Source organism: Allobosea sp. MMO-172, from assembly GCF_037147855.1.
In the GTDB taxonomy this organism is placed as follows: domain Bacteria; phylum Pseudomonadota; class Alphaproteobacteria; order Rhizobiales; family Beijerinckiaceae; genus Allobosea.
This window is the reverse complement of sequence record NZ_JBBCUM010000023.1, coordinates 22,813-35,444: the sequence shown is the minus strand read 5'-3', so window position 1 is coordinate 35,444 and position 12,632 is coordinate 22,813. Positions and strand designations below refer to the sequence as shown.

Annotated in this window: 15 protein-coding genes; 10 read left to right on the top strand and 5 right to left on the bottom strand. The window is 67.4% G+C overall.

Annotated features, from left to right (window positions below; translation table 11 throughout):
* Window positions 1–5 precede the first annotated feature (5 nt).
* The 3 genes from WFK61_RS24275 (at window position 6) to WFK61_RS24265 (ending at window position 1,822) form a co-directional block, all read left to right on the top strand.
* Window positions 6–629, top strand: coding sequence for a septation protein A (locus WFK61_RS24275; protein ID WP_336814643.1), 624 nt, complete (start codon window positions 6–8; stop codon window positions 627–629).
* Between the two features lie 69 nt (window positions 630–698).
* Entirely contained in the window at window positions 699–1,112 is a 414-nt protein-coding gene (locus WFK61_RS24270; RefSeq protein WP_336814620.1) for an MbcA/ParS/Xre antitoxin family protein, read from the top strand.
* The gene (locus WFK61_RS24265) at window positions 1,106–1,822 is read left to right on the top strand and encodes an RES family NAD+ phosphorylase (RefSeq protein WP_336814642.1); all 717 of its coding nucleotides are present in this window, start codon (window positions 1,106–1,108) and stop codon (window positions 1,820–1,822) included. Before WFK61_RS24270 ends, WFK61_RS24265 begins: the two co-directional genes overlap by 7 nt.
* 3 nt (window positions 1,823–1,825) lie before the next feature.
* On the opposite strand, the gene WFK61_RS24260 is transcribed toward WFK61_RS24265, so the two are convergent.
* Window positions 1,826–2,611, bottom strand: coding sequence for an SDR family NAD(P)-dependent oxidoreductase (locus WFK61_RS24260; protein ID WP_336814619.1), 786 nt, complete (start codon window positions 2,609–2,611; stop codon window positions 1,826–1,828).
* 218 nt (window positions 2,612–2,829) lie between these two features.
* On the opposite strand from WFK61_RS24260, the gene WFK61_RS24255 reads away from it, so the two are divergent.
* A complete protein-coding gene (locus WFK61_RS24255; RefSeq protein ID WP_336814641.1) occupies window positions 2,830–3,165 on the top strand; it encodes a YkvA family protein in 336 nt (111 codons plus the stop codon).
* A gap of 7 nt (window positions 3,166–3,172) precedes the next feature.
* Here the strand turns inward: WFK61_RS24255 and WFK61_RS24250 are convergent, their stop codons facing one another.
* Window positions 3,173–4,147: an NADPH:quinone oxidoreductase family protein gene (locus WFK61_RS24250; protein ID WP_336814640.1), complete on the bottom strand. Its 975-nt coding sequence runs from the start codon at window positions 4,145–4,147 to the stop codon at window positions 3,173–3,175.
* A gap of 185 nt (window positions 4,148–4,332) precedes the next feature.
* Here WFK61_RS24250 and WFK61_RS24245 point away from each other — a divergent pair, with 185 nt between their 5' ends.
* From WFK61_RS24245 to WFK61_RS24235, 3 genes are all read left to right on the top strand, one after another.
* Complete coding sequence (locus tag WFK61_RS24245) at window positions 4,333–4,941, top strand: invasion associated locus B family protein (protein ID WP_336814618.1); 609 nt, start codon at window positions 4,333–4,335, stop codon at window positions 4,939–4,941.
* Between the two features lie 148 nt (window positions 4,942–5,089).
* Complete coding sequence (gene rlmN, locus WFK61_RS24240) at window positions 5,090–6,316, top strand: dual-specificity RNA methyltransferase RlmN (protein WP_336814617.1); 1,227 nt, start codon at window positions 5,090–5,092, stop codon at window positions 6,314–6,316.
* Window positions 6,317–6,319: 3 nt separating this feature from the next.
* Window positions 6,320–6,799, top strand: coding sequence for a hypothetical protein (locus WFK61_RS24235; RefSeq protein WP_336814616.1), 480 nt, complete (start codon window positions 6,320–6,322; stop codon window positions 6,797–6,799).
* Between the two features lie 5 nt (window positions 6,800–6,804).
* Here WFK61_RS24235 and ggt read toward each other — a convergent pair whose 3' ends face one another.
* Window positions 6,805–8,541, bottom strand: a complete 1,737-nt coding sequence (ggt, locus tag WFK61_RS24230; protein ID WP_336814615.1) for a gamma-glutamyltransferase — start codon at window positions 8,539–8,541, stop codon at window positions 6,805–6,807.
* A 124-nt stretch (window positions 8,542–8,665) separates the two neighbouring features.
* Between ggt and WFK61_RS24225 the strand changes: the two genes are divergently transcribed.
* The 3 genes from WFK61_RS24225 to WFK61_RS24215 are packed head-to-tail and all read left to right on the top strand — an operon-like array spanning window position 8,666 to window position 10,732.
* A complete protein-coding gene (locus WFK61_RS24225) occupies window positions 8,666–9,268 on the top strand; it encodes a LemA family protein (RefSeq protein WP_442896369.1) in 603 nt (200 codons plus the stop codon).
* A 7-nt stretch (window positions 9,269–9,275) separates the two neighbouring features.
* The gene (locus WFK61_RS24220; protein ID WP_442896367.1) at window positions 9,276–10,127 is read left to right on the top strand and encodes a TPM domain-containing protein; all 852 of its coding nucleotides are present in this window, start codon (window positions 9,276–9,278) and stop codon (window positions 10,125–10,127) included.
* Complete coding sequence (locus WFK61_RS24215) at window positions 10,127–10,732, top strand: TPM domain-containing protein (protein ID WP_336814613.1); 606 nt, start codon at window positions 10,127–10,129, stop codon at window positions 10,730–10,732. The genes WFK61_RS24220 and WFK61_RS24215 overlap by 1 nt, the downstream gene beginning before the upstream one ends.
* A gap of 20 nt (window positions 10,733–10,752) precedes the next feature.
* On the opposite strand, the gene WFK61_RS24210 is transcribed toward WFK61_RS24215, so the two are convergent.
* Window positions 10,753–11,520: a DUF1223 domain-containing protein gene (locus WFK61_RS24210; protein ID WP_336814612.1), complete on the bottom strand. Its 768-nt coding sequence runs from the start codon at window positions 11,518–11,520 to the stop codon at window positions 10,753–10,755.
* 68 nt (window positions 11,521–11,588) lie between these two features.
* Window positions 11,589–12,599, bottom strand: a complete 1,011-nt coding sequence (locus tag WFK61_RS24205; protein WP_442896366.1) for a lipid A biosynthesis lauroyl acyltransferase — start codon at window positions 12,597–12,599, stop codon at window positions 11,589–11,591.
* Window positions 12,600–12,632 lie beyond the last annotated feature (33 nt).

Below are 12,632 nucleotides of genomic sequence, written 5' to 3'. Positions count from 1 at the left end.
AGACGATGCAGCAACCGGCAGGCGCGGCGGAGAAGGGCAAGGCGGTCAATCCGCTGCTCAAGCTCGCGCTGGAATTCGGGCCGCTGGCGATCTTCTTCTTCGCCAATTCCTATGGTGACCGGCTGCTCGGCGTGGCCGAGGACCGGCGCATCTTCGTTGCGACCGGCATCTTCATCGCGGCATCGCTGATCGCGCTGGCCTTGTCGCGAGCACTGATGGGCTATCTGCCGCGCATGGCGATCGTGAACGCGATCGTCGTCACCGTCTTCGGCGGGCTGACGCTGGCGCTGGACGATGCCTTCTTCATCAAGGTCAAGCCGACCATCGTGAACGCGCTGTTCGGCTCGGTCCTGCTCGGCGGATTGTTCTTCGGGCGCTCGCTGCTCTCGCTGGTGCTGGAGACCGTGCTGCAGCTCGACGAGGAAGGCTGGCGCAAGCTGACCTTCCGCTGGGGCCTGTTCTTCTTCGTGCTGGCGGCCATCAATGAGGTGGTCTGGCGCACGCAGACCCAGGATTTCTGGGTCGCCTTCAAGGTCTGGGGCGTGATGCCGCTGACCATGGCCTTCGCGCTGGCCCAGACGCCCCTGATCCTGAAGCACGAGATCAAGCCGGCGAAGACCGAGGAATAGGCCAAGAATTGCCGTCTCTTGCCATTTGGCAAGATTATCTCCATTCTATGCCAAATGGAGAGCAATGCCATGACCGGCCTGCTGCGCATCGAGACGGCCCAGCGCGATTTCGTCCCCGATCCGATCACGGATGACGAGGCTGCCGCGATGTTCCGCGCCGCGGTCAACCTGTTCCGGCTCTGGCGGATCACCGACGAGGACGCGGCCGTTCTGATCGACCTGCCGGTCCGGAGCTACCGGCGCTGGAAAGCCGGCGAGATCGGGCGCATCTCGCGCGACGGCAAGGCCCGGCTATCCAACCTGATGGGCATTCACAAGGCGCTCAGGCTGATCTTCACCGAGCCGCAGCGCGGCTACGACTGGATCAAGCGCCCAAACAGCGATTTTGGCGGCAAGCCGGCGCTGGATGTCATGCTGGGCGGCGAACTGACCGATCTGATGCGGGTGCGGCGCCTGCTCGATGCCGAGCGGGGCGCCTGGTGATCGATCTGGCGAGCCTGCCGGTCGCGGAGATCGAATGGCGCGGGGCGGTCCGGATCATCCGCAGCATCTTCCCGCCGATCGACCTGTTCGAGGATATCGCCGATCCCGCCGACTGGCCGCTCCTGATCGCGGCCGAGCAGAAGACCAATCCGCGTCTGATGGAGACGATCGGCAATCTCGATCTGGTGCCGGCGGCGCGGCGCGTCTCGGGGCCGGGCGCGAGCTGGCTGATGGCGCCCTTCACCCATGTCAGCCCGGACCGGCCGAGCCGCTTCAGCGATGGCAGCTTCGGCGTGCTCTATGTCGGCGATCGCTTCGAGGTGGCGCTGCTGGAGACGATCCATCACCACGCCCGCTTCATGCTGGCGACAGCGCAGCCGCCGGGCTGGACCTCGCAATTCCGCGAGATCGTGCTGGAGATCGACGCGGCGCTTCACGATATTCGGCCGCTTGGAGCCGAAGCAGCCGCGGCGCTCGATCCGACGGACTACACCGCGAGCCAGGCGCTCGGCATCGGCCTGCGGGCGCTGGGTTCGGCCGGGATCGCCTATCCCAGCGTGCGCTGCCCCGGCGGCGAATGCGCCGGGCTGTTCTATCCCGATGGCGCGAGCCGCCCGGTTCAGGGCCGGCATCTCGACTATCACTGGAATGGCGAGCGCGTGGACCTCTACCGGGATCGCAGCGCCGGCGAGGTCTATCGCATCGTCTGAGGCCTATTTCGGCGCGAGGCGGATGGCGCCGTCCAGGCGGATCGCGGTGCCGTTCAGCATGTCGTTCTCGATGATGCTGCGGGCGAGCGCGGCATATTCCGCCGGGCGGCCGAGGCGCGAAGGATGCGGCACGGAGACGGCGAGCGAGGCCTTGGCGTCGTCGGGCAGGCCGGCGAACATCGGAGTCTCGAACAGGCCGGGCATGATCGTGACGATGCGGATGCCGACGCCGGCGAGATCGCGCGCGATCGGCAGGGTCATGCCGACGACGCCGGCCTTGGAGGCGGCATAGGCGGCCTGGCCGATCTGGCCGTCCTCGGCCGCGACCGAAGCCGTGCAGATGATGATGCCGCGGCCGCCATCCTCGGTGACGGGGTCGAGCCCGGCGAGGGCGACCGCCGATTTGGCGATGACGCGGAAGGTGCCGTTCAGGTTGATCGCGACCGCCTTCTCGAAGGTGGCGAGGTCATGCGCGACGAGCTCGCCGGTGTCGCGCTTCTTCGAGACGACGCGGCGGCCGGGCGCGATGCCGGCGCAGTTGACGATGATGCGGGCGACGCCATGAGCCGCGCGGGCCTTGGCCAGGGCTTCGTCGACCGACGCCTCGCTGGTGACGTCGCAGAGAGCGAAGATGCCGTCGATCTCCTTGGCGACGGCCTCGCCGCGCTCGGCATTGAGGTCGAGCAGCGCGACCTTGACGCCCTGGCCCGCCAGCATGCGCGCGGTCGCCTCGCCGAGGCCGGAGGCGCCACCGGTGACGATGGCGGCGAGGGAGGAATCGAGTTTCATGGCGCGTTTCCCGTCAATCTTGTTCTGACAGCCGGTTTAGAGGGCGTTTCGCGCGGTTCCAAGCGGGTTTTCGGAACCGCCTCTTGTGCAGGATTGCGCCGGGGCCATCTTTCGATAGGGCGCGCCAATGACAGGCGCGCGATCATCGGCGTCATCGAACGCCAAGGAGTGAGACAGGGATGAGCGAGGGGTTCAGCGCAAGCTTCAGCCGCGAGGAGATGGAGGCGATCCGCAAGAGCCTGCGCGACGAGGCGAAGTTCGGTGCCGATTTCATGGCCCGGCTCAAGCGCGTCGCGAAGCGTATTCCGTTTGCGGAGGACCTGCTGGCCGCGTGGTTCTGTGCGCGCGATCCGGCGACGCCGCGGCGCGTGCGGATGACGTTGCTCGCCGCGCTCGGCTATTTCGTGCTGCCGATCGACGCCATTCCCGACATCATGCCGCTGCTCGGCTTCACCGACGATGCGGCGGTGATCGCCGCCGCGATCGCAGCCGTCGCCGGCTCGATCACGATCGAGCATCGCGAGCGGGCGAAGAAGGCGATGGCGGAGCTGTAAGGCTCCGTCACAGCGTCAGGACGATCTTGCCCTTCGCCTTGCGGTCGGCGATCAGCGCATAAGCGTCGGTCCAGCGTTCGAGCGGGATCGTGGCATGGACATGGGCGCGGATATGGCCGCCTGCCGCCCAGTCCAGCAGGCGTTCCATGTTGCGGCGATGGCCGGCTGGGTCACGCCGCACGAAATCGCCCCAGAACACGCCGCGCAGGTCGCAGCCCTTGAGCAACAGGATATTGAGCGGGATCTTCGGGATCTCGCCGCCGGCGAATCCGACGACGAGATAGCGCCCTTCCCAGGCCATCGCGCGCAGGGCCGGCTCGGCCAATTCGCCGCCGACCGTGTCGTAGAGCACGTCGACGCCGCGGCCTTCGGTGACGGTCTTCAAGCGGGCCCGGATGTCGTCACGGGCATAGTCGATCTCCTCTTGCGCGCCGTGCTCGCGGGCGAGCGCCAGCTTGTCGGGCGAGGAGGCGCAGGCGATGACATGGGCGCCGAGCAGGGCGCCGATCTCGACTGCAGCGAGCCCCGCCCCACCGGAGGCGCCGAGGACGGCGAGCGTCTCGCCGGCTTTCAGTCCGGCACGCTGGATCAGCCCATGCATCGCGGTGCCATAGGTCACGAAGAGGCCGGCCGCCTGCGCATCGTCGAGCCGCTCGGGAATACGGATGAGCTGCTCGGTGGGGACCGCGACCTTTTCACGCGCCGCGCCATAGCCCAGCCAGGCCGCGACGCGCTCGCCGACCTGCCAGCCGGTCACGCCCTCGCCGAGGGCGCTGATCGTGCCGGCGCATTCGGCCGAGGGCGAGAACGGGAAGGCCGGCTTGGTCTGGTAGCGGCCCTGGATGATCAGCGTGTCGAAGAAGTTGAGGGCGGCCGCCTTCACCGCGACGACGACCTCGCCGGGGCCGGGCTCCGGATCGGGCAGGTCGCGGATCGCCAGTTCCTCGGCCGGGCCATAATGGTCGCAGAGCAGGGCCTTCATCGTCGATCCGCCTTTGTCCTCGTCGATTCCGATTCTGCCATGGCCGAAGGTGGTACGGAACCGGCGGGCGATCATTCGCATTTTCGCCAGGATCGTGACACTCTATGCCGCCGTCCCCGCGTGAGCGCGCCTGATCAACAGGTGGTAAACGCGGTATTAAGTTTTTTAGTGACTGATGGCGGTCCATGATCAGCTCGTTCCTCCGCACCTCCCGCGCCGCTGCCCTCCGTTCTGCGCTTGCTGCCGCCCTCGCGGCGGGCGGCATCGCTGTTCTGCTGCTGCCGACAGGCGCTGCCGCCCAGCCGCGCGGTAAGCCCGCTCCGGCCGCCGCTGCCGCAGCCAGCCCCGGCCAGGGCCAGGCGATGCTGCTGGAAACCGCCGGCAAATGGCAGGCCTTCTCCTCGCAGCAGGGCCGCTCCAAGGTCTGCTACGCCTTGTCCAAGGCCGAGACCCGCATTCCCACGAATCTCAAGGATGTCGAAGGTCTGCTCTTCGTCTCCAGCCGGCCGGGCGAGGGCGTGCGCAACGAGATCAGCTTCGTGATGAACTTCGACCTCAAGGAAGGGGTCGAGCATCAGGCGATCATCGGCAACGAGCGCTTCGCGCTGGTCGCCAAGGGCCAGAACATGTGGCTGAAGAACCCGGCCGAGGAGCCGCGCATGCTCGACGCGCTGCGCCGTGGCTCGGGACTGGAGATCAAGGGCACCTCCAAGCGCGGCAACCCGACCAGCGACAAGTACTCGCTCGCCGGCATCAGCCAGATCGTGAAGCGGGCCGAGGACGCCTGCAAGTAAGGCTGAAAGACTCCACGCCGTCATCCCGGTTCTCCGCTTCGCCGTGGCTGGGATGATCCGCGCGGAGGCGGATTTCCGCTTTTGCCCGAATTGTGCTAGGGAGCCGCGAAATCCCGCGCCTTCCCCGATGGGCGACGACAGAGCTCCGATGACCGCATCCGTTCCCGCTACCGCCGCTCCGGCGGCCGAACCCGTTTTGCGACGCCCTTCGCTGGTCGGGCGCACCCGCGCCGGCCTGACCGAGGCGCTGGCCGAGATCGGCGTGCCCGAGAAGGAACGGCGCATGCGCGTCGGCCAGCTCTGGAACTGGATCTACCATTACGGCGTGCGCGAGTTCGACGCGATGACGACGATCGGCAAAGGGCTGCGCGGGCAGCTCGCCGAGCGTTTCTCGCTGGATCTGCCGACCGTCACGGCCGAGCAGGTCTCGAACGACGGCACCCGCAAATGGCTGATGCGCATGCCCTCGACCGGCCCGCATGATCGCGGCGCCGAGATCGAATGCGTCTATATCCCCGAGGTCGATCGCGGCACGCTCTGCGTTTCCAGCCAGGTCGGCTGCACGCTGACCTGCACCTTCTGTCATACCGGCACGCAACGCCTGGTGCGTAACCTCAAGACCGAGGAAATCGTCGCCCAGTTGATGGTGGCGCGCGACCGGCTCGGCGATTTCCCGAACCGCAAGGCACCGGACGGCGCCTTCGTGCCCAACGATGGCGGGCGCTTCGTCTCGAACATCGTCTTCATGGGCATGGGCGAGCCGCTCTATAATTTCGACGGCGTGCGCGACGCGATCGCGGTGATCACCGACGATCAGGGCTTGTCGCTCGGGCGCCGCCGCATCACCGTCTCGACCTCGGGCGTGGTGCCGCAGATCGGCCCGCTCGGCGATGAGATGGGCACGATGCTGGCGATCTCGCTGCATGCGGTGCGCGACGACCTGCGCAACGAGCTGGTGCCGCTCAACAAGAAATACCCGATCAAGGACCTGCTCGAGGCCTGCCGGAATTATCCGGGCCTCTCGAATGCAAAACGGATCACGTTTGAATACGTCATGCTGAAGGGCGTGAACGATTCCGATGCCGAGGCACGCGAGCTGGTGCGCCTGCTCAAGGGTATCCCGGCCAAGATCAACCTGATCCCGTTCAATCCCTGGCCCGGCACCAAATACGAGTGCTCGGACTGGGACCGGATCGAGCGCTTTTCCGAGATCGTCTTCCGTGCCGGCTATGCCTCGCCGGTGCGCACACCGCGCGGACGCGACATCCTCGCCGCCTGCGGCCAGCTCAAGAGCGAGACGGAGAAGCTCTCCGCCCGTGCCCGCCTGATGCTGGACGAGGCGCAGGCCGACGCCCCGGCCGTGGCGGCGGAGTAAGCCTTGCTGCGCTGGATTCTGCTGATCCCGTTCGCCTGCCTCGCCGCAATGGGGGCGGGCGTGTTCTTCCTGGGCATGGCGAGCTTCGCTTCGCCGGCCGTGGCCATGCTGATCGGCGGCGGCATCGAGCGCTTGATCGACATCCTGTTCGGGCTCGCCGAGAGCGGTGTCGATCCGGCGCCGGCTGCGCAGGCGGCCTTTGCCCTGATCGGCAAGCTCGGCATGGCGATCATCGTGGCGCCGGTTGTGCTGGTCGCGGTTGGCTCCGAACTGTTCCGTCTGCGCAGCGGCCTGCTCCAGAGCGGCTTCACCGGGCTGCTCGCGGCCCTGCTGCCGCTCGCCATGCTCCGGCTGTCGCGGGCACCGAGCACGGCCGAAATCCAGATTATCTCCGGCCTCTTCCTGGTCGGCGCGGCGACGGGCTTCGTCTACTGGCTGATCGCCGGACGCGGCGCTGGCGGCGAGCGCCCGGCACAGCCGTAATATCCTCAGTCCCCGATCGCGACGCCTTCGCGGCGGCCGTCGGCGCCGCCCAGAAAGCCTTCCGGCGTCTTGACGATGGCCTGCGTTCCCGAGGTCATCTCCAGCAGGCGGACCTCGTGGCCCTTCGCTTCGAGCGCGGCCTTCCAGGCTTCTGCCTCCGTGCCCTTCTCCAGTTCGGTCGGGCCGTTGCGGCTGCCGAAATTGCCGAAATCGACGGCCTGTTGCGGGTCCATCTTCCAGTCGAGCAGGGCGACCAGCGTCTTCCCGACATAGCCGATGATCTGGCTGCCGCCGGGCGAGCCGACTACCGCGTAGAGCCGGCCGAACGCATCGAAGACAAGGGTCGGTGCCATCGAGGAGCGCGGGCGCTTGCCGGGCTCGACGCGGTTGGCGACGGGCTTGCCGTCCTCCTCGGGCGCGAAGTTGAAATCGGTCAGCTCGTTGTTGAGCAGGAAGCCGCCCTTGGTCATCAGGCGCGAGCCGAAACCATCCTCGATCGTCGTGGTCATGGCGACGGCGTTGCCGTCCGCATCGACGACGGAGATATGGCTGGTGCCGTTCTCGATGCCGTCGGAGGGGGCGAGGAGCTGCGCGCGCCGATGCGGCGGGTCACCGGGCTTGGCCCGGCCCATCGAGCGCTCGGGGCTGATCAGCCCGGCGCGCGAACGGATATAATCGCGGTCGATCAGGCCGCGCACGGGCACGCTGATGAAGGCGGGGTCGGCGAGATAGAGCGCGCGATCGGCGAAGGCGAGGCGGCCGGCCTCGCTGAACCAGTGCGCAGCCTCGGCGCCGGGCCCCATCCGGCGCAAATCCTGTCCTTCGAGAACGCCGAGCATCTGCTGGAGCGCAACCGCGCCCGAGCTTGGCGGGCCCATGCCGCAAAGACGCCAGATGCGATAGGCGCCGCAGACCGCCTCGCGCTCCTCGACCTTGTAGGTGGCGAGGTCGGCAAGCGTGATGTCGCCGGGATTGGTTGGATGGCCGGCGACCGTCGCGACGATATCCTCGGCGATCGCGCCCTTGTAAAAGGCTTCCGAACCCTGGGAGGAGACAGCGCGCAATGTCGCGGCGAAGGCCGGGTTCTTCAGGACGGTGCCGACTGCCTTGGGCTTGCCGTCCGGCTCATAGAAATAGGCGGCGGCCAGCGCATCCTTCGACAGGTCCTTTTCGCCGGCCAGCAGGCCGTTCAGGCGGGGCGAAATCGCGAAGCCCTCCTCCGCTAGTTTCAGCGCCGGTGCGACGACATCCGCCCAGGGCAGCTTACCCCAGCGGCGGTGTGCTTCTTCCAGCAGCTTCAGCGTGCCGGGCACGCCGACCGAGCGGCCGCCGACCACGACCTCGCGGAACGGCATCGGCTTGCCGTCCTTCATGAAGCGGTCGGGCCTGGCGGCAGCTGGCGCCGTCTCGCGGCCGTCGAGCGTCGTCACCTTGCGGCCGGCCTCGTCCCAATGGACGAAGAAGGCGCCGCCGCCGATGCCGGAGCTCTGCGGCTCGACGAGATTGAGGACGAGCTGGATGGCGATGGCGGCGTCGGCCGCGCTGCCGCCGGCGCGCAGGATGTCGCGCCCGGCCGTCGCGGCCAGCGGATTGGCGGCGGCGGCCATGAAGCGTTGGGCGGTTCCGAGCGTCTTGGTCGCTCGCCCGGTCGCCGCTTCCGGGGCGGGCGCTTGCGGCTGGGCGACGGCGATTTGGGTCGCCAGCAGGGCGGATGACAAGGTGAGGAAGAGAGGCAGGCGCATGGGCGAAGCTCCGGTGAGGAGCGCAGGATAGGCCATTCGTCGCGGCCTGACAGCTTGGATGGGCGGGCGCTGGCGGGTAAGGTCCGAATCGCTTGTTCTGACGTTGCCAAAAGGGGTTTTCGGCATGTCGATTGTGACTCATCTTCGCCGGCCGCTTACCTGGCTTGTCCTCGGCATGCTTGGTGTCGTGCTCGCGGGCTGCGGCTACAACAATGTGCCGACGCTGGAGGAAAAGGCGAAGGCCGCCTGGTCCGAGGTGCAGAACCAGTATCAGCGTCGCGCCGATCTCATCCCGAATCTGGTCGAGACCGTGAAGGGCTATGCCGCGCAGGAGCGCGAGGTTCTGACCGCCGTGGTCGAGGCCCGCGCCAAGGCGAGCCAGGTCAAGGTCGATGCCTCCACGATCAACGACCCCGCGAAATTCAAGGAATTCCAGGACGCGCAGAACCAGCTCACGGGCGCGCTCGGCCGGCTGCTCGTCACCGTCGAGCGTTATCCCGAGCTGAAATCCAACCAGAACTTCCTCGCCCTGCAATCGCAGCTCGAAGGCACCGAGAACCGCGTCGCGGTGGCCCGGCGTGACTACATCCAGGCGGTACAGGCCTTCAACACCGAGATCCGCACCTTTCCGGGCGTGATCTGGGCAAAGCTGTTCTGGGGTGCCAAGCCGATGGAGACGTTCACGGCGACCGCTGGCGCGGAGCGGCCACCGGCGGTGAAGTTCTGACGCTGTGATGACCTCGCCGGAAGAGGCGCGGGGAACCCCTCTCCCGGGTGGGAGAGGGGTTCTGCGTTGCGTTTCCGCATTCTTCCTCCTTTTGTTTTGCGCTTTCTCCGCCCTCGCAGCCGAGCCTACCTATCCCCTCCTCACCGGGCCTGTCGTCGATGGCGCCAACCTGCTCGCGCCGGATGTCCGGCAGCGGCTCGAGGACAAGCTCAAGGCGCATGAGGACAAGACCTCGGATCAGGTCGTGGTCGCGACCGTGCCCTCGCTGCAGGACGTCACGATCGAGGATTTCGCCAACGGGCTCTTCCGGCACTGGAAGCTGGGCGAGAAGGCGAAGAACAACGGCGCGCTGCTGATCGTCGCGCCGAAGGAGCGCAAGGTCCGTATCGAAGTCGGCTATGGGCTCGAAGGCGCGCTGACGGACGCGCTCTCCAAGGTCATCATCACCACGGCGATCGCGCCTAAGTTCAAGACAGGCGATTTCGCCGGGGGGATCGATGCCGGCGTCGACGCCATCCTGACCATCCTCGCAGGCGATGCCGAGGAATGGCAGCGGCGAGCCGAGGTGCGCTCCGACGAGAGCACGCTGGGCGAGGATATCGCCGTCATCATCGCGATGATCTTCATCTTCCTGTTCATCGTCGCCTTCCTGCGCGGCCTGAGCCAGCAGGGCGGCGCGCGCCGGCATCGCCTGCGCAACGGGCAATGGGTGACGCTGCCGCAGAGCACGGGCTGGAGCACCGGTTCGGGCTCGAGTTCCGGCTGGAGCGGCGGCGGAGGCGGCTGGAGCTCCGGCGGTGGCGGATTTTCAGGTGGCGGCGGCTCCTCCGGCGGCGGCGGGGCTTCGGGAGACTGGTGATGGATGCAGCCGACAGGGATGCGATCGCGGAAGCCGTGCGTCGGGCCGAGAGCCTGACTGCGGGCGAGATCGTCGTGGTGATCGACCGGGCGGCGTCGAGCTATCGCAACGTCCCGGTGATGATGGCGCTGACGCTGGCGCTGTTCGTGCCGTGGCCGCTGCTATGGCTCACCGTCATGAGCGCGCCGCGGATCTTCCTGATCCAGTTGATCTGCGCGGCCGGCCTGCTGGCGACCCTGCTCTGGTATGGCCGGGGCGGGCGTTTCGTGCCCGGCTTCGTCAAGCGCGGGCGTGCGCATGACGTGGCGCTGCGGGAATTCACGGCGCGCGGGCTCACCCGGACCAAGGGGCGCACCGGCGTGCTGCTCTATATCGCCCTGCAGGAGCGCTATGCCGAGATCCTCGCCGATACCGGCATCGACGGGCTGGTCGAGAAGGATACCTGGCGCGGCATCATCGAGCCGCTGCTCGTTGCTGCGAGGGAGGACCGTCTGACGGAAGGGCTGATCGCCGCCGTAAGCTCGGTCGGGGCCGTGCTGGCCCAGCATGCGCCGCCGGTGCCCGGCGATGTCGATGAGCTCTCGAACAAGGTGATCCTGCTTTAAACCGGGGCCGGTGCCCCGACTCAGCGCTTCGCCAGCCCCTTGGCGGCGCCGAGGATCGCGCCCGGCATCATGTGGCCGTATTTGTTGGGCCGCTCGGCCTGGACGATCACGACATAGCCGTCGGCTTCCGGCGCCTGTGTGGCGGAGAGCGGCGCGGTAACGGTCACGTCCTTGCCGGTCCAGTCGCCGACGCGGACCATGCCGCGCACGACATTGGCGTAGGCGAGCGTGCGGCCCTGGTTCTCGCCGCGCGTGATCGGCACTGCCGCTTGATGCGTGGTCGGCAGGACCCAGATGCCGGCCGTGGTCTCGCTCTCGCTGCCGGTCGGCGCGACCTTGATCTGGAGGGCGCCGTTCTCTTCCTTCAGGGCGATGCGGGCGGAGAAGCCGGTGGCGCCGAACTGGCTGACAGCCTTCTCGATCTCGGCTCGCTCCGAGCCGATCGCATGGGCGGCCCCATTGATGACGACCTGCGGCGTATAGACCTGCCCGTCGCCACGGGCCTTGGCGTAGAATTTCTGGCGCTTGGCGAAGGAATCCTTGCCGAGCGTGTCCTTCCAGCCGAGATAGTCCCAATAGGTTACCGGCAGGGTCAGCGCGATCAGCTCGGAATCCTTGGCCAGTTCGACGACCAGCGCATCGGCCGGCGGGCAGGAGGAGCAGCCCTGGCTGGTGAAGAGCTCGATCACGGCCTTGGGTGCCTTCGTCGGCGTCTGCGCGTGCGCGGTCGCGATGCCGAGGGCAAAGGCGGCAACGGTCGCTGCGAGATGGCGCGGGCGAGGGAACATGATCGGGACTCTGCGGACGACTTCTTTTCCTGAGGTTACCAAAGCCCGCAATCGGCTTGCGAGGGAAATCACGTTGCCTTGAAAACGGGCACGGTCGCGCTGGCGTGATCGAAGGCCTCGCGTGCGGCGGCCGAGATCATGTTGGGCCGCCAGCGGCGATGCATCCAGAGCCATTGCTCGGGATATTCGCGAACCCAGCCTTCCACGACGGCCGTCATCATCGCCATCGCGCCCTGCACGTCGATCTCGCCATTGGCGTCGCGCGGCAGGTCGAGCGGCGGCGTCAGTTCCAGCCGAAAGCGGTGATTGGGCAGGCGGATGACGCGTACGCCATGGACCGGGCATTCGAAGCGCTTGGCGAACTTGCCCATGATCGGATTGGTCAGTGCCGGGCGGCCGAAGAAGGGCACGACGACGCCACGGGTGAAATGCTGGTCGATCAGCATGCCGAGATGGCCGCCATTCTCCAGCACGCCCTGCATGGCGAAGGCCGCGCCCTGCCTGGCGGCGGCGAGCCCGCCCATCGCGCCGGAGCGGATCTCGTGGACGACGGCGGCGATCGCGGGATCGTTGGGCGCCCGGAAGACCGCAGTGGTCTCCAGATCATAGGTCTGCGCGCAGATCGCGGGCAGCTCCCAGTTGGCGAGATGGGTCGAGAAGATCAGGCCGGGCTTGCCGTCATCCTTGAGCGCGATGAAATGCTCGATGCCCTTGACCTCGACGCGCGAAGGTTTGTCGGGGTTGAGATAGTCGTAGTCGAAGAGCGCCTTGAGATTGGCATATTCGCCGGCGACGCGGCCGAGATTCTCCCAGGCGCCGCGCGCGATGCGCTTGACCTCGGCTTCGTCCTTCTCGGGGAAGGCGGCGCGGATATTGGCCAGCGCGACGCGGTTGACCGGGATCAGCGGGCTCGCGCTGCGCAGGAGCCAACCGCCGAGATCGCTGGCGCGCTCCGGGCCGAGCATGCGCAGGAACGCGAACAGGGTGCGGATCACGCCGATCATCGCCGCCGCGCCGATGCGCGCGGCGATTGCCTTCAATCGTCTCAAGGTCGGTCCTGCCTCAGAGCAGGTCCGCATTGCTGCGCAACGCACACCTGCTCTGCCCATTTA